18 protein-coding genes are annotated in these 21,059 nt (G+C 46.3%); all 18 read left to right on the forward strand.

Annotated features, from left to right (window positions below; translation table 11 throughout):
- Positions 1-217 precede the first annotated feature (217 nt).
- Positions 218-1,366 (forward strand): DUF3626 domain-containing protein, encoded by a 1,149-nt coding sequence (locus tag MNQ98_RS12375; RefSeq protein ID WP_241933431.1) that lies wholly within the window; start codon positions 218-220, stop codon positions 1,364-1,366.
- Between the two features lie 161 nt (positions 1,367-1,527).
- Positions 1,528-4,698 (forward strand): GNAT family N-acetyltransferase, encoded by a 3,171-nt coding sequence (locus MNQ98_RS12380; RefSeq protein ID WP_241933432.1) that lies wholly within the window; start codon positions 1,528-1,530, stop codon positions 4,696-4,698.
- Positions 4,685-5,560 (forward strand): amidohydrolase family protein, encoded by an 876-nt coding sequence (locus MNQ98_RS12385; RefSeq protein ID WP_241933433.1) that lies wholly within the window; start codon positions 4,685-4,687, stop codon positions 5,558-5,560. Before MNQ98_RS12380 ends, MNQ98_RS12385 begins: the two co-directional genes overlap by 14 nt.
- A 272-nt stretch (positions 5,561-5,832) precedes the next feature.
- Entirely contained in the window at positions 5,833-6,417 is a 585-nt protein-coding gene (locus tag MNQ98_RS12390) for a helix-turn-helix domain-containing protein (RefSeq protein ID WP_241933434.1), read from the forward strand.
- Positions 6,418-6,469: 52 nt separating this feature from the next.
- Entirely contained in the window at positions 6,470-7,207 is a 738-nt protein-coding gene (locus MNQ98_RS12395) for a hypothetical protein (RefSeq protein WP_347272253.1), read from the forward strand.
- Between the two features lie 15 nt (positions 7,208-7,222).
- Entirely contained in the window at positions 7,223-8,908 is a 1,686-nt protein-coding gene (locus MNQ98_RS12400) for a vWA domain-containing protein (protein ID WP_241933435.1), read from the forward strand.
- A 23-nt stretch (positions 8,909-8,931) separates the two neighbouring features.
- The gene (locus MNQ98_RS12405) at positions 8,932-10,071 is read left to right on the forward strand and encodes a toxic anion resistance protein (RefSeq protein WP_241933436.1); all 1,140 of its coding nucleotides are present in this window, start codon (positions 8,932-8,934) and stop codon (positions 10,069-10,071) included.
- Between the two features lie 390 nt (positions 10,072-10,461).
- Entirely contained in the window at positions 10,462-11,604 is a 1,143-nt protein-coding gene (locus MNQ98_RS12410; protein WP_241933437.1) for a 1-propanol dehydrogenase PduQ, read from the forward strand.
- A 41-nt stretch (positions 11,605-11,645) separates the two neighbouring features.
- Complete coding sequence (locus MNQ98_RS12415) at positions 11,646-12,002, forward strand: BMC domain-containing protein (protein WP_241933438.1); 357 nt, start codon at positions 11,646-11,648, stop codon at positions 12,000-12,002.
- A gap of 11 nt (positions 12,003-12,013) precedes the next feature.
- The gene (locus tag MNQ98_RS12420; protein ID WP_241933439.1) at positions 12,014-12,445 is read left to right on the forward strand and encodes a EutP/PduV family microcompartment system protein; all 432 of its coding nucleotides are present in this window, start codon (positions 12,014-12,016) and stop codon (positions 12,443-12,445) included.
- A 79-nt stretch (positions 12,446-12,524) separates the two neighbouring features.
- Positions 12,525-13,097 carry an ANTAR domain-containing response regulator gene (locus tag MNQ98_RS12425; protein WP_241933440.1) on the forward strand — a complete coding sequence of 191 codons (573 nt, stop codon included), beginning with the start codon at positions 12,525-12,527 and terminating at the stop codon, positions 13,095-13,097.
- Entirely contained in the window at positions 13,090-14,286 is a 1,197-nt protein-coding gene (locus MNQ98_RS12430; RefSeq protein WP_241933441.1) for a histidine kinase N-terminal domain-containing protein, read from the forward strand. The genes MNQ98_RS12425 and MNQ98_RS12430 overlap by 8 nt, the downstream gene beginning before the upstream one ends.
- A 132-nt stretch (positions 14,287-14,418) precedes the next feature.
- The gene (gene eutA, locus MNQ98_RS12435) at positions 14,419-15,849 is read left to right on the forward strand and encodes an ethanolamine ammonia-lyase reactivating factor EutA (RefSeq protein WP_241933442.1); all 1,431 of its coding nucleotides are present in this window, start codon (positions 14,419-14,421) and stop codon (positions 15,847-15,849) included.
- A gap of 30 nt (positions 15,850-15,879) precedes the next feature.
- Complete coding sequence (locus MNQ98_RS12440; protein ID WP_241933443.1) at positions 15,880-17,244, forward strand: ethanolamine ammonia-lyase subunit EutB; 1,365 nt, start codon at positions 15,880-15,882, stop codon at positions 17,242-17,244.
- Between the two features lie 17 nt (positions 17,245-17,261).
- Entirely contained in the window at positions 17,262-18,206 is a 945-nt protein-coding gene (eutC, locus tag MNQ98_RS12445; protein WP_241933444.1) for an ethanolamine ammonia-lyase subunit EutC, read from the forward strand.
- 18 nt (positions 18,207-18,224) lie between these two features.
- On the forward strand, positions 18,225-18,878 hold the full coding sequence (eutL, locus tag MNQ98_RS12450) for an ethanolamine utilization microcompartment protein EutL (RefSeq protein ID WP_241933445.1): 654 nt from the start codon (positions 18,225-18,227) through the stop codon (positions 18,876-18,878).
- Positions 18,879-18,890: 12 nt separating this feature from the next.
- Positions 18,891-19,502, forward strand: a complete 612-nt coding sequence (locus tag MNQ98_RS12455; protein WP_241933446.1) for a BMC domain-containing protein — start codon at positions 18,891-18,893, stop codon at positions 19,500-19,502.
- Positions 19,503-19,532: 30 nt separating this feature from the next.
- Positions 19,533-21,035 carry an acetaldehyde dehydrogenase (acetylating) gene (locus tag MNQ98_RS12460; RefSeq protein WP_241933447.1) on the forward strand — a complete coding sequence of 501 codons (1,503 nt, stop codon included), beginning with the start codon at positions 19,533-19,535 and terminating at the stop codon, positions 21,033-21,035.
- Positions 21,036-21,059: the final 24 nt, after the last annotated feature.

Consider the following 21,059-nt stretch of genomic DNA (forward strand, 5'->3'; position numbering starts at 1 on the left):
CGCTAATTGATCGGATCTAAGCAAGAGACACTAGACACTACCGTACAGTATGAGGTAGTGTCTTTGTGTACTTGAATGAAATAATAAGTTATGCCAAAATATACCGATAAATAGTAATAGCGTATGCGTGTAATACAATGAATGGGTAAGCGTGAAGTGAAGAAGCGTTTGATATAGAGAGACGCGAAAATAAGACAAAGAAAGGAGCGAATAAGCAATGAAGAGGAAATGCGATGAAAATGCTTCTAATAAAAGGGAGTCTCGGCTCATTGAGGAACTGTCAGGGTCACAATTATCCGCTCTAGAATATGTTTCGAATTACGCACGAGGCCGAAAAAATGAAGCGACTCGAGCCATCCATGAAATTCTTCAAATGTCTAATATAGATCGGGAAGCATTTGAAGATGCTGTTGCCAAAATAAAGTCGCATGCGAGGATTGCGCTACATTTCCATCCAGATAGACTTGATCCGGCAAAGAAAAGTGTTGCAGAGGCATTATTGGAGCAGGGAGTGTATAAGAGCCAATTTGAAACCTTACTATCGAATGGCAGCGTATCAGCTTACCCCGGCGGTGAACGAGATTTGTGGGAGAAGGATCTTTTTGGAGGGGCATATCAAAAAGAAGGCTCGACGAACAGCCAACGTCCCAAATATGGCGCGCTTGATTTGATGCTGCATCCAGATGGGCCGGCTCCGCGTTTTGGCTCATGCTATTTCCTTCTAGCCCCTGATGTTTCTTATCGCAGTACATACACCTATTTGGATTCACATCAAAACCCAAAAGAGAAAGGTACTTACACGACGTTTGATGATATCTTGGCAGCCCTATTGAAAGAGGTTTTCAATAGGGATTTCGCTCTAGGTGAAAAAAATCTGACACCACGAAAATTAATCGACCATCTTCGGGATCATCTCATAAAGCCATTCGCTGATCCTTCAAGCCGTGAGGCCAATCGCAATCTCAATCACTATATTGAAGCCCAAGTTCATGGCGACATTCGTCTGAAGGAAGATGTGGAAGTCCTAGTAGCCGATCCTTCATTCAAGGGTACTCCCATCGGAAGAATCTTGGAGCAAATATGTATACAGTTTTCCATCCAGCTCTATTGGCACAAGGGTTTTGCAATGGGGGTAGACGAAGTACCAGTAGATTTTCGAGGTCCATCGATGCCTTCCTTGGCGAAACGCATTTCACACAACGGTTATATAGATGTTAGTATGATTGGGTCTGCCGCAATGGACGTGAAGCACGACCCGCTTGCTTGGAGTGACCGAGGAACCGATAAAGAAGTACTTCAGGAATTAAAACTCTTATGGCATGTTTTGGTGAGGTATGGAAAGCCGCTCCGAAATTATAAATTGTGAGATGAGTTGGTACACATGAATCATTTTTTTAGAAGCTTCTGCGGCTTTGTACTCGCGGGAGTTTTTTGTTGAGGAGAAAATGTTTTTGTTCCCTTCATATACTTCCAATTAATAGTATAATTAGAACTCATAGGACCAGTTTTCAATAGGGAGATGATTTCATGACAGAAAATACCACTGCGACGCAAATCCGCATTATCGAATATGATCCTTCCTACGCTGGAGAGGTCGCTGAGATGTGGAACCGCAGCAACGAAAGCTGGGGAGGAGGCACCAATCAGAGAACAGAGGATAGTGTGCGCAGAGAGATGGAGATTTCGTCCAATCTTTATGTGTTTCTCGCCGTCGATGGCAAGGAGGTTGTCGGCTTATGTAGTTTCGCTCACTACCGCCAAGACGAAGGGGCCTTGTATGTGCCACTATTGAATGTGCGACCCGATTATCACGGTAACAAAGTCGGCCGCAATCTGATTTTGAACGCCGTCCGAAAGACAGTCGAAGCGGGTTGGCCGCGTCTTGATCTGTTTACCTGGGCAGGCAACACCAAGGCAGTGCCGATGTATAAGAAATGCGGGTTCTTCTGGGAAAAAAATGAAGATTACGTCCATCTGATGAACTTCATTCCAACCGTTCTGCAAACGGAAGCGCTTGCTCCTTATTTCGAGGAGCTGGATTGGTACGCGGATAGCACCCGTGAACTCCCCATCCAGCCGGATGGACGTCGGGAGCGTGGCTTTGATTTCTTTGATTACACTTGGCAAAAAGGAGAACTCTCCTTGCGGGCAGAATTCGAGAAGACCGGTCGCGGGCTGACCGCTCTTGACACACCCGACTATGAAATCTCGACTGAGATCGAAGACCACGATCTTGTGTTTGGCTCGGCCTATAAGATTCGCTATCACATCAAGAATCGATCTGCTACCGAGCTGGCGATTGAGATCAAGGGCCAGAACGACAAGAATATTCGTTTTGCCTTGGCCGCTGCGCCAACGCTTGCTCCGGGAGAAACGATCACCGTGGAGGGTGAGTTTGAGCTTGATCCTGTTCGGGAGGAACAGAACGATAAGAAGACCCATCCCGTTGTTATGAGCAAATGGATCATCGGAGGCAAGCGGGCTGAATTTCGCATGGGTGTCGCCCCAAAATTCCCTCTCAAGATGAAAATGGCGCTTACAACCCGTGAACTGTATCCGGGCTTTCCGGCCGAACTATATTTGAACGTGGAGAATAATTTTGCCTCGGAAGCGGAGTTCGCTTTTGACTTGCCGGAGGATGATTTCCTGGAATGGGCAGATCGTACGGTACGCTTCACGGTTCCGGCTAAGAGCAAAGCCTCTGTACCGGTATCCTTTACCCTGCGGTCCTACGGGCTCTACTCACGAGATGTTGAGGTGACGGCTATTCCAGCGGGAGAGAACGCCGTCTCCTTCACAAGTAAACTATCTGTTCTAATGAAGGGAAGATATGGCCGTTTTGGTGGAGAGGACGGAGATCAGTGGGTAGCTGTGAATGGCGCATTCTCTCTCCATTTCAACAAGATCGACAATGGAATGTGGATCGAATATCCCGGCTCCAGCCACAACTTCTGGTGGACCTTTCCGAAGCTAGGCAAGCCCTTCGCGGAAGAATTCTCAAAGAAGCGTGCCAAAGAAGTAAAGATCTATTCGGAAGGGGAGAGCCAGATTCTCGAAGCCCTCTACGAGTCGGAAGAATTCCCGGGCGTAGAGATAAAATCGGTAACCAAGCTGTTCGCAAACGGAATCGCTGAATTTCATCATGAGATCTGCAATACCACCAGCAAAGAGCTAGAAGAGACCTTGTATGTGTTGACGAATTTCGGTTTCTTCGGCAAACGGCTCATCCTGCCATACCAGGGCCATTACGTGGACATGGGCGACGCTTACACTGGCGATCCGAGTCATTGGGACAGCTCCCAGATCACGGAGAACTGGCTGTTCTGCAAGGAAGAGAACGTCACATGCGGAATTTGTTGGGACCCTTCACTGAAGCTGCTTCGCCCGGAATATCCGCTTGGACTGGAGCATAATCTTGGCCGAATTCCGGCCGGAGATGTCGTGCGGACGAAGGTGACTGTGTTTGCTCTGAATACCTTCGCCAAGTGGTCGGATTTCCGTTCCTTCGCCCGGAAGGAACGGAATCCGGTCGTACCGGTGCTGGACGATCATTTTGAATTAACGCTCGGCGGCGGAAATCCGTTTGCGGCGGGGGCGCTTCATGCAGAACTAATCGAAAGAAAGATGATTCCGCTTGCTGGGAGCCTAGAACTGTATGTGCAAAACGATGGCGGTGCGGAGCGGATAGCGGCTGATATCGAGTTGCAAAGGGAGCAGGATTTACGCTCCGCGGGCTTTGAGCTCTCCCCTGAGGAAATGGAATTGACGGGACACAGCGAATCCGGTAGGAAGATCCGGGTCGTCTATCGCGGAGAGGATCGCGTTCAAGAGCGGTCGGGCGTCTGGTTCCCTCAGACGGAAACAACCGTCGTTTGCGCGATGGAAGAAGGCTCGGCTGGTTCCATTTACACGGTGAGCAACGGAATTCTCTCAATAGCGGCTGCCCCTGAGTTCGGGAGTATCGTTCATTCCCTGAAACACAAAGGAGAAGAATGGCTCGACAGCTCCTATCCGGAAGCGGTCCCGCGTTCCTGGTGGAATCCTTGGCACGGTGGACTCGGCGTGGGAATTCCCGGTCTGGGTGGATTCAGTCGGCAGCAGGAGCCGAGAACTATGGCTTGGGCGGAGCGAATTGATGTTCACGGCAGCGTCTGGAAGGGACTACGGATAACGACTTCCATTGAGAAGCAGGAAGCGAACCGGGGGATCACAATCAATCAGCATTATCTTATGCTGCCCGGTGTCCCTGTGCTCTGTGTACTGCATTCGGTGACCAACGAAAGTGGAGTAGTTCTGCCGCAGTATTCGCTATCGGAGGATAGTTACTTTAAGCCTTCGCCTATCTTTTCCGAAGGATGGATGGAACTCCCCGAGGAAGGCAAGTTCCTTCTTGGTAAGGTGGAGGCTCATCTGGAGTCCAAGGGGCTCTTGCGAATCGGTGCGGATTCACGTAAGGACATGCTGAATATTGTGAATAGTTATCCCAATCAGAGGGCTTCCTCTTATGTGAACAATAAGGTGTTCACTTACGGTGTGAATCACCATCTTCCACTTCTGAATGGAGAAACCGCTTGGACACAGCCGACCTTCTTGATCGTGGGGGAGAACACTCTGAATCTAGAAGATGTACGTGGCCTTCTGAAGCTGACCTTTGCTAGTCCTACTGACGAAAAGGAGAACACTAATGCCAATTATTGATATTCACATTCATCTGTCCGACATCGACAGCTTTCATCAAACAGCGAGGGATCTTTCCAAAGTCGATTACACAGCCGCTGGCCTCAAGGCGGAGTTTGACAAGAACGACGTCGTTCTCGGCATTGGAATGGGGGTTACGGAACAAACGAAGGGAGCCTTTCCCGACTCCACTTCACCCAATCCAATGGGCCTTGACTTGGAAGACAGTGTTCCACCGTTCTTAATGGAATGCGTGGGCATCAATCCGAACATGCTCACAGGGAAGCACGCCCAAGAGGAGCTGGATCGAATCGAATCGCGGCTTCAAGCTCCCGAGGTAGCGGGAATTAAGCTATATGCCGGGTACTATCATCATTACGTCCATGACAAAATCTATACACCGATCTATGAGCTGGCTGCCAAGTACCGCGTGCCCGTGGTCATTCATACAGGCGATACGTACTCGATGAATGGATTACTCAAGTATTCGCATCCTCTTACCGTGGATGAATTAGCTTACCAGCAGCGTGGTGTGAACTTTATGATCTGCCATTTGGGCGATCCCTGGGTGATGGACGCTGCCGAAGTGGTGGCCAAGAATCCGAACGTCTATGCCGATTTGTCCGGCCTCGTTGTCGGTGATCGGCCCCATTTTGAACGGTTCATGAACGAACCTCTGTTCATGGACCATTTTCGCCGGGCGTTGGTATATTCCGATCATTACGAGAAAATGCTGTTCGGAACCGATTGGCCGCTTGCGCCAATCGACCTGTATGCGGAATTCGTACGCCGACTGGTGCCTGAGCAACACCACGAAAAAGTATTTTACGAGAATGCCCTTGGGCTGTTTCCGCGTATCCAACAGCGGATTTCGGCGCTCTAATGACCTGCACGTACTTCCATTGATGGGATGTTCATGGAAACTATTTAGAAACTTCTGCGATTGGATGCAGAAGTTTTTTTGTTTGGCAACATAGGGGGACGCTGTTTTTGTCATAATTGAATTTGTGAAATTGTGAGGAATCCGCCGTCTATCCTTTACTTTGTTCTTACCCATGGGACATGGAATTAAAAATTTTAATTGTCACGATTTCGTGACAATGGTATTATTTCCATATTGGAATACCATTACTTGGAACATAGATGGAGGAATTTATGGGGCATCTATTGTGTTTTCAGGTTATTTTATCGAATGGTGAAAGACTGTGGCCCGCATCTATTTTTCCTGCCCGGGACGAGATCATGCCTTTTCAGGATTTACAGATGGTTCGAAAAATCCTGGAACGAGATGGAAAAGTAATCATTTCTGTTATTTCTTACGATGTTCAAGGGGAAAGGTTGCAAGGCCATAGACAGGTATTTGCGAAAGATGAGCTCTCTATGATTCAAGGTCCCATTCCATCGTTTCCTCCGTATGGCATCAGCGTTAATGAAGTATTCGGTTTATCCGAAGCGGCTCGACTGTGGGGAATCGAAGGCGGGGGAGCGACCATTCGTAAAGCTCTAGAGCGCGGTGAGTTTAGTCCAAGTGAGATTCGTAAATCGGATGGGATATTGCTTGTTACTTTTTCTGGAATGCAACGTAGATATAATGCAGTGATGAAAAACCAGTGGATGGAGATACATACTTATTTCGTTCAAGAAGGAGCGATCCTAGAAGAACCTGAGAACCTTCAGAGATCACATAACAACACATTATCGACCATTGCACGACGCCATCGCAAGGCATCTGAAATCTAATATACCCTCGTTCATTGCTAACTTGTCCTGTAATATTTGCAGAGGAGGATTAATGTTGTCTAGTACAAAAATGATCAAACTAATAGGTCTAATGCTTATCGTAGTTGTAGTTAATATCCTCGTACTCTCACCTGGGTTCATAGGCGTACGGATCGGAACAAGCGCCCTCTCAACAGCAACGGGTGTTACATTACTATTTGCCAGCGCATGGGTACTCGTATACGGAATCTATCATTTACTGTTCAAGAAACCCGTCATGATTCCTGTGAAAGAAATCAAAACGTACGAAGAATATGTCGAAAATCTATCTCAATATCGACATGTAAAAGGAATCGAAAGTGATATAAGTTTGGCCTTAGAACAAATGGAGCGAATGCAGAAGAGGAAAAGTACCCTGATCCATGTTCTGAAGCAGCGATTTGAAGAAACAGAGATGAGTTTTAAGAAGTTTGCGTCCGTATCCCAAGAAGTTGAGAATCTATTCTACCTGAACATTAGGAATATATTGAACATTCTTCTTGTCTTTGACGAATCCGAATTCAATAAAATTATTAATCGCAAGTCATCCGGTTTTTCCACAGAACTTCTCCAGAAAAAAGCAAACGTATATCATGATTACCTCTCATCCATGAAAAGCTCACTTTCCAATAATGAGGAAATTCTATTAAAGTTCGATCGACTTCTATTAGAGATATCCAGCTTAGACAATATTGAACCCGGAGACATTGAACAACTGTCTTGCATGCAGGAGTTAGACGCATTAATCAAGCAAACAAAATACTATAAATAGTGTGAGGTGCAGCGAATGACTGGAAAGAAAAAATTTCTAGTATCAGTCTTAATGGTAGTTGTCGTATTTATCCTTGTCTATCTTGGAGTGAACTTTACCTCGAACCTGGGGAAAACGAAATCGCAGGTTACTTCTGAAGACGCAGGGAAGCAGCTTAACAAGCTTTACTCCAATATTTCCGTGACGACCGAAACACCTGTGAAAGGTCAAATCGATATTAATCCAGCTGATGTTGGAGAGACACTGCCGGATATTTCGAAGTTCCCTATCACAGTGAATAACACGACCAAAAATTTTGTGGAGATATTCTCTTCACCCGAGAAGTCCGGAACTGGAATGGATGGATGGCTAGCGGATGTTGCAACAGAGTTTAATAACGCGAAGATCCAAGTGAACGGGAAGCCTGCTTCTGTCAAGATTCGTAATATTGCCTCCGGTACGGCTGTTGACTATATTAAATCCGGCAAATATATACCTGATGCGTATACCCCTTCGAATGAGTTATGGGGCGAAATGGTTAAGGCTAGCGGAGTTAAAACACAACTTATATCCGAGCGGCTCGTAGGAAACGTTCCTGGTATTGTTATTTCAAAAGCCAAACATGATGCTCTTGTAGCATCTTATGGTTCTGTGAATGTCAAAACAGTTACGGAAGCGATCGCAAATAATGAGTTCAGCATGGGCTATACAGATCCTTTTGCAAGCTCAACAGGCTTAAACTTTCTTGTAACAGCGCTCAATACGTTTGACAGCTCGAATATCCTTAGTGATAAAGCCGTCCAAGGATTTGAGAAATTCCAAGAGAACGTTCCTTTTCTTGCTTCGACAACCATTCAAATGCGCGACGCTGCGAAATCGGGTATGCTGGATGGCTTTGTGCTGGAATATCAAACCTATCTCAACACAGATGATTTAAAAAGCGGGTACGTATTTACACCCTTTGGTATAAGACACGACAGTCCACTGTACGCGCTTGGTGATCTCCCGAAGGACAAATTAGATGTGATTAAGAAATTTGCTGAATTTGTGACGCAAGATAAATATCAAAAAATGGCTCAAGAAAAAGGATTTAATGAGCTAAACGATTATAAATCAGAACTTGCTGTCATAGAAGGTGGCCTCATTTCATCCGCACAAAAAATATGGAAAGAAAAGAAAAATGGAAGTAAACCGATTGCAGCTGTTTTTGTAACAGATGTATCAGGCAGTATGGCCGGTGAACCCATTAATCGATTAAAGGAATCGCTTCTAAAAGGACAAAAATATTTGGGGAAAGACAATAGCATCGGTCTTGTTTCTTACTCCAATGATGTAACCATTAATTTGCCGATTCAAAAGTACGACACGACGCAGCAATCCATGTTCGTTGGTGCGGTGAATAGCCTACAAGCGGACGGAGGTACGGCTACATTTGATGGAATTATTGTTGCATTAAAAATGCTTGAAGATGAGAAAGCCGTCAATCCATCGATGAAGCCGATGATATTCGTGCTAAGTGATGGCGAGACCAATCGAGGACACTCCCTCAAAGATATCAAGGATCTTGTTGCAACCTACAAAGTTCCGATATACACCATCGGTTATAATGCAGATATTCAAGCGTTGCAGAACATCTCGAGTATTAATGAAGCAGCAAGTATTAATGCAGATACAGATGATGTTGTCTATAAAATTGCGAACCTGTTTAACGTTCAAATGTAACTCTAATCTAAAGGAGGATCCCTATGTCATTTTCGATGGAAGTTGTGAGTCCGGAAGAAATTCAAGCAGCTATTGAGCAAGAGGTTAAACCCGTTCCCGAAGAGGTGGCTAAACTTCAAGCGTTAGCTGAATCCAATGTCGCCTCAATCATGAATCTAGATCTAGATTCGCTGGAGAAGCGGAAAGAAATCCTGCAATCGATTGACAGTTTCGGCATGAATACCATGAGAACTTCCTCAGGTAAAAACAATTTACTGCAGGTTTCAGTAGGTAACCTTTCCAAAACCGGAGATGAGGGCGGTCAAGTAGCGAAGGGCTTAACTGAATTGCATATACAATTAAAGGATCTGGACCCAAGCGTCATCGATTTTACGAAAACAGGATTGTTAGGTAAATTATTCAATCCATTACGCGCTTATTTCTTGAAATATCAGAAAGCTGACTCGATGATTGCGGATATTGTTGTCTCCCTAGATAAAGGGAAAACAACCCTGAAGAATGACAATACGACGCTCGAGATTGAACAACAAGCGCTGCGCGATTTGACCAAAAAGCTACAAAAGGAAATCGAGCTTGGTACATTGATGGACACATCCATTGAATCGCAGATCGAAGCTGCCAAGGCTCGCAATGAAGATCCAGATAAAATTCGCTTCATTACCGAAGAGGTCCTATTCCCACTTCGTCAACGGGTGATGGATATGCAACAAATGATGGTCGTCAACCAACAGGGAATTATGGCGATTGAAGTGGTCTCCCGCAACAACAAAGAATTGATTCGAGGCGTGGACAGAGCTAAAAACGTGACAATTTCAGCCTTAAAAATTTCTGTAACGGTGGCTAGTGCACTGTACAATCAAAAGATTGTATTGAAAAAAATTGAACTTTTAAACCAAACGACGAATGAGTTCATCTCTGGAACTTCCAGGATGTTGAAAGATCAAGGAATTCAAATTCATAAGCAATCTCTCCAAGCCAACATCTCCGTAGAGACCTTAAAACAAGCGTTTACCGATGTATTATCCGCACTAGATTCAATCAGTACCTACAAACAGGAAGCACTTCCTAAGATGCGAGAAACGATCGACCAGTTCCGGGAACTAGCGGATAATGGTGAACAGCAAATCCAACGTTTAGAAAAGGGACATAAACTGGGATTGTGATTATCTATTTACAACACCTTATTGAACGAACAAAAGACTGCCTACTGGCAGTCTTTTGTTCGTTCTCCCTTGCTTCAACATGCGTACAATCAGGTTAACTAGTTCTTCCTGAATCTGAATCTTGTCGAATTTCTCGAAAAAGGTAGTGAATCAATTCAACTTGCCACTGATAACGTAGAATACGCATCAAATTAACTTTGTATATTTGATGAGATTACACAAATAATAATACCAATAGTTGATTGTCATGCATAACAGAAGAAGTTATAGGCAATGGAAGTTTGGTGCAAACCACTTTGCGTGCATTATATGTGATAAGCAAAGAGGCTTTTAAAGGAATCGTTCTTTTAAAGGTCTCTTTTTTGCCAATTATTACTTGGAGGTGCCTTCATGGAGAAAATTTCTATAAAAACCGACATTTATCTAGGAGAGGGCGCGATGAATCGCCTGACGGTTTGGAAGAATAAACGGATTTTTATCGTCACTGATCCGTTCATGATCAAGTCTGGGATGATAAACATGCTGTTTGAACGGCTGCATGAAAGCAACGAACAATACATCTTTAGCAATATCGTGCCTGATCCGCCGCTTGAGATTGTGACAGAAGGCGTAGAGGCGCTTGGATCGTTCCAAGCTGATCTGATAATCGCGATTGGCGGAGGATCAGCAATCGATGCGGCCAAGGCGATGAAGTTTTTTGCGAAAAAAATATTGGCTCAGCACGATATTCCGTTCGTGGCTATTCCGACAACGAGCGGAACGGGATCAGAAGTCACGTCTTTCTCCGTTATCAGCGACAAGAACAAGAACGTCAAATACCCGATTGTGTCCGATGAAATGCTGCCGGAAGAAGCGATACTGGATCCAGTATTAGTGAAAAGTGTGCCGGACTTCATTACCGCTGATACGGGAATGGACGTTTTGACCCACGCGATTGAAGCATATGTATCGACGAAAGCGAACGATATTTCCGATGCTTTGGCGGAGAAGGCGATAAAGCTGGTATTTGCTTATTTGCCAAGAGCCTATAAGGATGGAAACAATTTGGAGGCGCGCGAGAAAATGCATAACGCTTCATGCTTGGCGGGAATGGCGTTCAACATTACTTCACTTGGACTAAATCACGGTATAGCGCATGTGGCCGGAGCGAAATTCAAGATTGCGCATGGGCGGATGAATTCGTTGTTGCTGCCTCATGTAATTGAATTCAATGCCGATTACAAGCCGGGTTACAGCAAAGAGGGGAGTAATGAAACTGCTGACAGATATGCTGAGATCGCCAAGATGTTGGGTCTGTCGGCTTCGAACACCAAGAGTGGCGTGCGCAGTCTTGTGCAGGCGATCAAGCATTTGCAGAAACAATTAGAAATGCCGCAAACGCTGCAAGAATGTAACGTGAAGTTGAGCGTACTGGAAGAAAGGAAAGAAGAGATTGCCGAAAGTGCTCTGAAAGATGGTTGCACGGTTACCAATCCACGTGTTCCCTCTGCTAAGGATGTCGTTGGCATATTGAACAAAATGTTTCAGACCTAAAGTTCAATTCAATAAAAGAAACAAAGAGATGGGATGATGGTATGAACGAACAACATAACGAAAAACAACGAGTAATTCAAGAATATGTTCCTGGGAAACAGGTAACACTAGCTCATATAATTGCGAATCCTAACCCGGAAATATACAAGAAGCTGGGACTGGGAAACGATGTGCAAGCTTCTATCGGCATTATGACTATTACGCCGAGTGAAGCATCTATCATTTCGGCCGACATAGCAACTAAAGCAGCTGGCGTGCAGATTGGCTTCGTTGATCGATTCAGCGGCTCGCTAGTCATAACAGGTGATGTATCCTCCGTAGATTCTGCCATAAATGAAGTGCTGCTTGGCTTGCAGAACATTCTCGGATTTTCAGCTGCGAAGATAACGAGAACATAGGAGACGGTGTTATGAGGAAAATTATTTTTGCTGGAAGCACCGGATCAGGCAAGACGACATTGTGTCAGCGACTGCATGGTCAGGAGATGGCCTATAAGAAAACGCAAGCCATCGAAAATTTTGAACAAGCTATCGATACGCCGGGAGAATGTCTAGAGAACAGGTATTTATATAAAATGCTTCTTGTTTCTAGCGTTGATGCCGATGTGATCGGACTTGTACAAGACTGCACAAAGGAAGAAAGCTATTTCCCGCCAGGCTTTGCAACGATGTTCGCTAAACCGGTCATCGGAATTGTAACCAAGGTTGAGCTGGCTCAGTCAGATGAGGACATCACGAAAGCGCGTGATTATCTGCAAGCGGCAGGAGTGGAACGGATTTTCGAGGTTTCGTCCATGGAAAATGTAGGCATGGAAGAACTGCAAGCTTATTTGAAAACGTAAGAAGCTCCTCCAGGCATTCCAAGCCAAAGAAGATTCGCAGCATACAAGTAAATCTAGACAGACTACGAGGTGTATGCAATTGAATGGAAAAATTGTAATAGTCGACGATGAACCTATTACAAGAATGGATATTCATGGGATGTTGAAAGAGGCGAACTACAATGTGGTAGGTGAAGCTTCTGATGGTTTTGAGGCCATTGAGTTATGCAAAATACATCAACCTGATCTGGTCATTATGGATGTTCAAATGCCAATCCTGGATGGGTTAAAGGCGAGTAAAAGAATCATAGCGGATCGACTGACAGGTGGAGTTATTCTCTTGACTGCCTTCAGTGATAAAAAAACGGTTGAAAAAGCATCGGCTATTGGTGTACTTGGTTATATTGTAAAACCGCTTGATGAAAAATCGTTCATTCCGACGCTGAAAGTAACGATTGCGAGAGGCAAGGAAATACGCAAGCTGGAACATGATTTGTCGAAGCTGTCGGAAAAGATGGAAGAGCGGAAAGCGGTGGAGATGGCGAAAGGGATCCTGATGAAGGAAAGCGGTTGTACCGAAGAGGAGGCCTATCAAATCTTGCGCAAACTCAGTATGGATCGACGGTGTCCGATGAAGGAAATTGCCACAACGATCGTCATTTCCTATGAATGATTTCAAGGAAGAAATCGCGTATCTCTGTAAACGTCGTACGGGATTGAGCGACGCTGACATCGTCCGGATTACAGAAATGGCCGAGTCGTTCGAAATGTCCGCTGAGCAGGATGATGGATTCATCGACGTTTTGTCCTGCGTGGAGAATGAGGCAATTGTAGTGTACCCTAATCGTTCGGACACGGGCAACTCACTGTACGAGCGCTCGATTGTAAGCGAGAGTGCGCTGCGCGAGAACGAATATGGTGTCCTGCATTCGATCATTGATCAGCTGGAGGATGCCGTTCTTATATTTGACAAAGACGGCTTTGTAAAGCTCAAGAACTTAAAGGCAGACGTATATTACCGGCGGCTAGGCTATTTGGAGGACATTCAGGAATTGCATTATGACCATTTGTCTCTGGATCAAACGACCTTTTCGGGTGTTATGAAGGAATATTATTCTTCTCCTTCCAGTCCGATAGCTAAAGTTGTGAAGATAGCAAGCTGCTATTATCAGGTGAAGAGGATTTTTATTGTGGAGAGGGATTTCCTTGTTTGCGTCATCATACATGATGTAACGGAAATTAAAGAAAAGGAAGCACAGATCATTTCCAACTCGGCAGCAATTCGTGAAATTCACCACCGGGTTAAAAACAATTTGCAGACAGTCGCATCATTACTCCGTATACAAGGGCGGCAGAGCGAAAACCTGGAAGTAAAAAGATACTTAAACGATAGCGTCAGCAGAGTGCTTGCCATTGCGACAACCCATGAGCTGTTATCAAAGGAGATCGAATCGCATGTTGATTTGCTTGACATACTTCAGCTGGTTTCTGCCAATATACAACGTTGCTTTGTAGATTATAAAAATATCCATATCGAGATAACAGCAGAGCAAAGCATCTACTTAGATAGCGATCGGTCCGCAGCGATTGCATTGATCGTCAACGAACTTTTGCAAAATAGCTGCGAACATGCATTTGAAGATGGTATGGATGGCATGATTACTGTAAATGCACAAATGGAAGGCGATTTGGTCACCATGAAAGTGGCAGATAACGGGAATGGATTTTCCACTAGCGATGGTTCATACAAGAGCTTGGGGTTGTCCATTGTTCACAGCTATGTGAAGGACAAGCTAAAAGGAAAGCTAGTCATTACGTCGAGTGGTGATGGGACGACTGTTGCGTTCGCTTTTAAAAAATGAATAGTCAGGCTACAAAGTCGTAGTCGTATAAGCAATGAGGCTTAGGTTATAAATTCCCGCTATTAGTGAGTTGGAATAACTTTAGGCCTCTTTGTTTGTATGTATGTGAAACCAAGAGATGGAGGTGAGAGAGTGAGCGAACAATTGTTGAGCGTAGGGATCGATATGGGGACATCAACGACACAGCTTGTGCTGTCGAAGCTGCATATTCAGAACCTGGCATCCTCTTTTTCGGTTCCCCGCCTAGTTATTACGGATAAGGAAGTGGTTTATCGGAGCGATATTTGTTTTACGCCCGTGCTGGCGGATAACCGAATTGATGTGAAGCAAATTCAGGAGTTCGTACATGAGCAGTACCGTAAAGCTGGCATTCGCAAAGAAGAGATTCAGACTGGTGCTGTCATTATAACTGGTGAGACTGCCCGTAAAGAAAACGCCAACGAAGTGCTGCTGTCGTTAAGCGGCTTTGCCGGAGATTTCGTGGTCGCTACCGCAGGCCCGGACTTGGAAAGCATCATTGCCGCTAAAGGGGCGGGTGCACATACATACTCCAAGGAGCATTCCACTTCTATCGTTAATATCGATATTGGCGGAGGCACTAGCAATCTGGCGCTATTCTATGGTGGCGAGCTGCTGGACACGGGATGTCTCGATATTGGCGGGCGTTTGATTAGAGTCAATCCAGAGACGCACGAGATTACTTATATCGCACCCAAGATCAAATTGCTTGCGGAGCGAAGGGGAATACAGTTGACCCTTGGCCAGCAGGCGACAACAACCGTTCTGGCGCCGATAATCGGGGAGATGGTCAAGCTGCTCGAAGAAAGTGTCGGCCTGCGGCCGCCAGACGACTTCTACGACACTATCCTTACGAACAAAGGGTTGAAGCTGGATCGGAATATTCCATGCATCTCCTTCTCGGGCGGGGTAGCTGACTGCATCTATCAGGAAGTGGAGGGCGACGTGTTTCAGTATGGGGATATTGGGATCCTGTTCGGCAGGGCAATCGCCGATTCCCTTCTTACTCAGCGGATGACTGTTGCCAGACCAGTCGAGACGATCCGCGCCACTGTCGTGGGCGCTGGTTCACATACGACCGAGATTAGCGGCAGCACAATTACTTATACGGAAGAGAGCTTTCCGATTAAGAATATTCCGATTCTGAAGCTCGCAGCTATTGATGAATCGGGAAACGCTGAGGTACTGAAGCGAGCCATTTCCGACAAATTGAATTGGTTCAAGCTGAACAATGATCTGCAGCGAGTCGCCATTGCGCTGGAAGGAAAGAACAATCCAAGCTTTCTGGACGTTCAGAAGTATGCCAATGGATTGCATCAAGGAATGGCAGAGCTTCTCGAAAGTGAGTACCCGCTTATTGTAATAGTCCATCACGATATGGCGAAGGTGCTTGGTCAGACACTTTATGCCCTGCTTGGTTACAAGAAGGATGTCGTATGTATCGACAGCATTCAAGTTGATAACGGAGACTATATTGACATTGGCAAGCCGATCGCAGGCGGCAAAGTATTGCCCGTCGTCGTAAAGACTCTCGTGTTTAACTAACCTAAGTAGAATTTGGAAGGAGGATCTTTTGTGATTTTGAAAACTAAATTGTTTGGTCATATTTATCAATTCAAAACACTTATGGATGTCATGGCAAAAGCAAATGAGGAAAAATCGGGTGATAAGCTTGCCGGGCTAGGAGCTGAATCGGCAGAAGAGCGTGTTGCAGCGAAGGTAGTGCTATCCCAAATTAAGTTGTCGGACCTTCGCAACAATCCCGCGGTTCCCTATGAACAGGATGAGGTTACCCGAATTATTCAAGATCAAATCAATGAACGCATTTACAGCGAAATTCAGAACTGGACCGTGGAAGAATTGCGGGAATGGATTTTAAACGATAACACGACGGAAGCTGACATCAAGCGTGTATCACGTGGACTTACAGCCGAGATGGTAGCAGCAGTTACCAAAATTATGTCCAACCTTGATCTGATATACGGAGCCAAAAAAATTCGGGTTACGGCTCACGCCAATACGACGATTGGACGTTCAGGTACTTTGTCTGCTCGTCTGCAGCCGAATCACCCTACTGATGATACCGATGGCATTATGGCTTCCTTAATGGAAGGTTTGACCTTTGGTATCGGTGATGCGGTACTTGGCCTTAACCCGGTGGATGACTCCGTGGAGAGCGTCATGCGCAACTTGAAGCGTTTTGAAGAATTCAGGCAAAAGTGGGATATTCCTACGCAAACATGCATACTGGCACACGTAACGACTCAGATGGAGGCTGTAAGGCGCGGCGCACCAACAGGCCTCATCTTCCAATCGATTGCAGGCTCGGAGAAGGGCAATACAGCATTTGGTTTCAACGCAGCAACGATTGATGAAGCACAGCAACTTGTTATGCAACATGGACAGGTGACAGGTCCGAATGTGATGTATTTTGAGACGGGACAAGGTTCTGAGCTGTCTTCCGAAGCCCATCATGGGGTCGATCAAGTGACGATGGAAGCGCGATGCTATGGCTTTGCCAAAAAATATAACCCGTTTCTCGTCAACACTGTGGTCGGTTTTATCGGTCCCGAATTTTTATACGACGCGAAGCAGGTCATCCGTGCTGGTCTGGAAGATCACTTCATGGGCAAACTGAGTGGCATTTCGATGGGTTGCGACGCATGTTATACGAACCATATGAAGGCGGATCAGAACGATCTTGAAAATCTGGCTGTCCTATTGTCAACGGCGGGCTGCAATTTCTTCATGGGTATCCCGCATGGCGACGATGTCATGCTGAACTATCAGACAACCGGTTATCACGAGACTGCAACATTACGTGAACTGCTTGGGCTGCGTCCGATCCGTGAGTTTGAGCAATGGATGGAGAAGATGGGTTTTATCGAAAACGGCAAGCTGACTAAAAAAGCCGGAGACGCATCTGTGTTTCTTAAGTAGGAAAGGAGGAAGCTCTTATGAATGAAAAAGATCTGAAGTCGATGATTGAATCGATTCTGATGGAAATGGTAGGAGACAAGTCGGAGGGAGCCGCCAAGTCTGCCAATACAAAAGCTCCTGCCCAACAGGCCGTGGTCAGCCCGGTCTCTTCTGGACAATTGCAAAACAAAACAGCTGTAGAAGTGCAAGTAGACAGCGGAGAATGTCTGGACGATATTACGGAAATCAACCTTCGGAAGCTGCTTCTGGTACCAGAGCCAGCTGATCGGGAGGGATACCTCAAGATGAAAGAAAAAACACCCGCACGCCTTGGAGTTTGGCGTGCAGGCCCGCGCTATATGACGCTTACGTCTTTACGATTCCGTGCTGACCATGCCGCCGCCCAAGACGCTGTGTTTTCCTACGTGTCCGAGGATTTTGTGAAAGAAATGAACCTTATAGCGGTTGAAACACTGTGCCGGGACAAGGATGAGTATATTACTCGTCCGGATCTGGGCCGTCAGTTCTCTACAGAGACACTTGCCTATATTAGGCAGAATACAGCCCAACAGGCCAAGGTACAGTTAATGGTCGGAGACGGTCTGAGTTCGGCAGCGATTGAAGCGAACTTGCGTGACATTGTACCTGCCATCGCGCAGGGACTCAAGATGTATGGCATCGAAGTCGGCGACATTCTGTTCGTCAAGCACTGCCGAGTTCCTTCCATGGACGTAATTGGAGAAGCCACCGGAGCGGATGTGGTTTGTCTACTCGTCGGCGAGCGACCGGGACTCGTAACGGCTGAATCGATGAGTGCATACATCGCTTATAGACCGACAATAGGCATGCCAGAAGCGAGACGCACTGTAATCTCGAACATTCACTCGGGAGGTACTCCAGCGGTAGAAGCGGGGGCGCATATCGCCGAATTGATTAAGACGATGATAGACAGACAAGCTTCGGGTATTGATTTGAAAATATAGCAATGCAAGGAGGCTCGTATGAGAAACGAACCCATTCATGCAAAAGTGTTGGGCTTAAAGCTCATTTCTAACGTAAGTCCTGATATGGCTAACAAACTGGAACTGAAATCTCACCACAAAAGTCTAGGGATCATTACTGCTGATATTGACGATGTCACTTATGCAGCGCTAGACGAAGCAACTAAAGCAGCTGATGTGGAGGTTGCATATGCAAGAAGCATGTATGCCGGCTCGGCCAATGCTTCCACCAAGCTGGTGGGCGAGGTCATCGGCATTCTGGCAGGTCCAAGCCCGGCAGAAGTACGCAGCGGCTTGAACGCTGCCGTTGAATTTATCGAGAACGGAGCTCATTTTCTCAGCGCGAATGATGATAACAGCATCCCTTATTTTGCCCATCTAGTCTCCCGTACAGGAACATATTTGTCCCAGACCGCCAACATTAAAGAAGGCGAAGCGCTGGCGTATTTGATCGCGCCTCCGATGGAAGCGATGTTTGCGCTCGATGCGGCGCTAAAGGCAGCCGATGTGTCGATTGCTACCTTCTTCGGGCCGCCTTCCGAGACTAACTTCGGCGGTGCTCTGCTGACGGGCAGCCAATCTGCTTGCAAGGCAGCATGTGACGCTTTTGCAGCATCGGTACAATTCGTCGCAGACAACCCGACGAGTTATTAAGGATAGCTGCCAATGAGATATAACGCGTTAGGCCTAATAGAAGTAAAAGGGTATTTGGGAGCAGTCGCAGCTGCGGATGCAGCTTTGAAAGCAGCAGGTGTCAACTGCATCGGTTTGGAAGTCATCAAGGGCGGTTTGGTGACAGTCAAGCTGAGTGGTGAGGTCGGTGCCGTGCAGGCTGCGGTGGAAGCGGGAGCAGAGATAGCTACTCAATTGGATGTGCTCCTGACAAGGCATGTCATTCCTAGGTTGCATGAGGAAACAGTCGCTTTGGTTGCAAGTCCGGTTAATGCAAGCGCGAGCAAGGAGCAGCTTGCTGAAGGCACAGCGGACCCACTAGCCGCTGATGTAAAGCTGGCAGCCGTTGCGGCTACCTTGGAAGCTGGTGAAATCAAGCCCGATGCTGATGCAGGTAAGGCGATCACCGATACGATCAAGCAGGCAGCCGATACAAGCAAGCCTTCCGGCCGTACAGGCAACATGCATGGACCTGAGGCCGATACTGTTGTGGCTCTTGAGCAAGCAAAGACTCGGCCGGCAAGCCGGGGTAAGGCGAAGGATTCACGCCTTGAGTCAGCACCTGCAGTAAAGCGGGGCAAGAATACGAAGAAGGCCAGTTCGTAATAATAATACCAATGGAGAGAAGGAATGTTGATGGAAACATTGGATAAAGACCTAAGATCCATTCAAGAAGCTCGCAACCTGATTAAGAAGGCAAAAGAGGCGCAAGCTAAGCTGGCTGTAATGACACAGGAACAGATTGATGCCATCGTAAAAGCGATTGCCGATGCGGGCTACAAACACCGTGAGAAATTGGCGAAAATGGCAAATGAAGAAACCGGCTTTGGTCGCTGGCAGGACAAGATCGTCAAGAACACATTTGCATCCAAGAATGTGTATGAGTCGATTAAAAATTTGAAAACTGTTGGCATACTAATGGATGACAAGACGAACAAAGTAATGCAAGTGGCTGTACCAGTCGGCGTAGTAGCAGGATTGATTCCATCTACTAATCCGACATCGACTGTAATTTATAAAGCGTTGATTGCCATAAAAGCTGCCAACAGCATCGTGTTCTCACCTCATCCAAATGCATTAAGGTGCATCATGGAGACTGTTCGTGTTGTCAACGAAGCCGCTATCGCTGCAGGCTGCCCAGATGGAGCCATTAGTGTTATGAGTGCACCATCGATTCAGGGAACAGACACATTGATGAAGCATAACGATGTAAACTTGATACTCGCTACTGGCGGAACTGCTATGGTTAAAGCAGCTTATTCATCCGGCACACCAGCTATCGGTGTCGGCCCGGGCAATGGTCCGGCTTTCATCGAGAAGAGCGCCAATATTCAGCTTGCGGTCAAACGCATCTTGGACTCCAAGACATTCGACAACGGTACGATCTGCGCGTCCGAACAATCGATCATTGTGGAAACTTGCAGTAAAGAAGCGGTTATGGCTGAGCTCAAGAAGCAAGGTGCTTATTTCCTTTCCACTCATGAAGCAGAAAAACTAAGCAAATTTATTATGCGGCCCAATGGCACAATGAACCCGCAGATTGTCGGCAGAAGCGTAGAATATATCGCCAAGCTGGCTGACCTGCAAGTTCCGGCTGGAACGCGCGTGCTGATAGCCGAAGAAACTCGTGTTGGAAATAATGTTCCTTATTCCCGCGAAAAGCTGGGTCCAATCTTGGCTTTCTATACGGAAGACAATTGGGATTCGGCATGTGAACGCTGCATCGAGATATTAAACCTGGAAGGCGCAGGACATACTATGATGATTCACTCGGAGAATGAGGAAATCGTTCGTGAATTTGCTCTAAAGAAGCCAGTGTCCCGATTATTAGTTAATACGCCAGGCGCACTTGGCGGCATCGGCGCAACTACTGCACTTTCTCCGGCACTCACGCTAGGCTGCGGGGCGGTAGGGGGCGGCTCGACATCTGATAACATTAGCCCGCTTAATCTGCTCAACATCCGCAGAATGGCTTACGGGGTAAAGGAATTGGAAGATTTGATGGAGCCAGTACCGCAAATGCAATCTGAAGAGGCTGCTATAAATCTTGTCAATAAAGAGCAATTGATTGACCTAATTGTAAAACGGATATTGGCGGAAAATGCAAGTACAGGTTCAAATTGTTCGATTGTACGTTAATCCACAAAACAACATACATCAAGG

Source organism: Paenibacillus sp. N3/727 (assembly GCF_022637315.1).
Taxonomy (GTDB): Bacteria; Bacillota; Bacilli; order Paenibacillales; family Paenibacillaceae; genus Paenibacillus_AQ; species Paenibacillus_AQ uliginis.

Bases quoted from the DNA above. Each gene is read 5' to 3' on its own strand.
- MNQ98_RS12375 (WP_241933431.1), top strand. From the start codon at position 218: ATGAAGAGGAAATGCGATGAAAATGCTTCTAATAAAAGGGAGTCTCGG.
- MNQ98_RS12380 (WP_241933432.1), top strand. From the start codon at position 1,528: ATGACAGAAAATACCACTGCGACGCAAATCCGCATTATCGAATATGAT.
- MNQ98_RS12385 (WP_241933433.1), top strand. From the start codon at position 4,685: ATGCCAATTATTGATATTCACATTCATCTGTCCGACATCGACAGCTTT.
- MNQ98_RS12390 (WP_241933434.1), top strand. From the start codon at position 5,833: ATGGGGCATCTATTGTGTTTTCAGGTTATTTTATCGAATGGTGAAAGA.
- MNQ98_RS12395 (WP_347272253.1), top strand. From the start codon at position 6,470: ATGTTGTCTAGTACAAAAATGATCAAACTAATAGGTCTAATGCTTATC.
- MNQ98_RS12400 (WP_241933435.1), top strand. From the start codon at position 7,223: ATGACTGGAAAGAAAAAATTTCTAGTATCAGTCTTAATGGTAGTTGTC.
- MNQ98_RS12405 (WP_241933436.1), top strand. From the start codon at position 8,932: ATGTCATTTTCGATGGAAGTTGTGAGTCCGGAAGAAATTCAAGCAGCT.
- MNQ98_RS12410 (WP_241933437.1), top strand. From the start codon at position 10,462: ATGGAGAAAATTTCTATAAAAACCGACATTTATCTAGGAGAGGGCGCG.
- MNQ98_RS12415 (WP_241933438.1), top strand. From the start codon at position 11,646: ATGAACGAACAACATAACGAAAAACAACGAGTAATTCAAGAATATGTT.
- MNQ98_RS12420 (WP_241933439.1), top strand. From the start codon at position 12,014: ATGAGGAAAATTATTTTTGCTGGAAGCACCGGATCAGGCAAGACGACA.
- MNQ98_RS12430 (WP_241933441.1), top strand. From the start codon at position 13,090: ATGAATGATTTCAAGGAAGAAATCGCGTATCTCTGTAAACGTCGTACG.
- eutC (WP_241933444.1), top strand. From the start codon at position 17,262: ATGAATGAAAAAGATCTGAAGTCGATGATTGAATCGATTCTGATGGAA.
- eutL (WP_241933445.1), top strand. From the start codon at position 18,225: ATGAGAAACGAACCCATTCATGCAAAAGTGTTGGGCTTAAAGCTCATT.
- MNQ98_RS12455 (WP_241933446.1), top strand. From the start codon at position 18,891: ATGAGATATAACGCGTTAGGCCTAATAGAAGTAAAAGGGTATTTGGGA.
- MNQ98_RS12460 (WP_241933447.1), top strand. From the start codon at position 19,533: ATGGAAACATTGGATAAAGACCTAAGATCCATTCAAGAAGCTCGCAAC.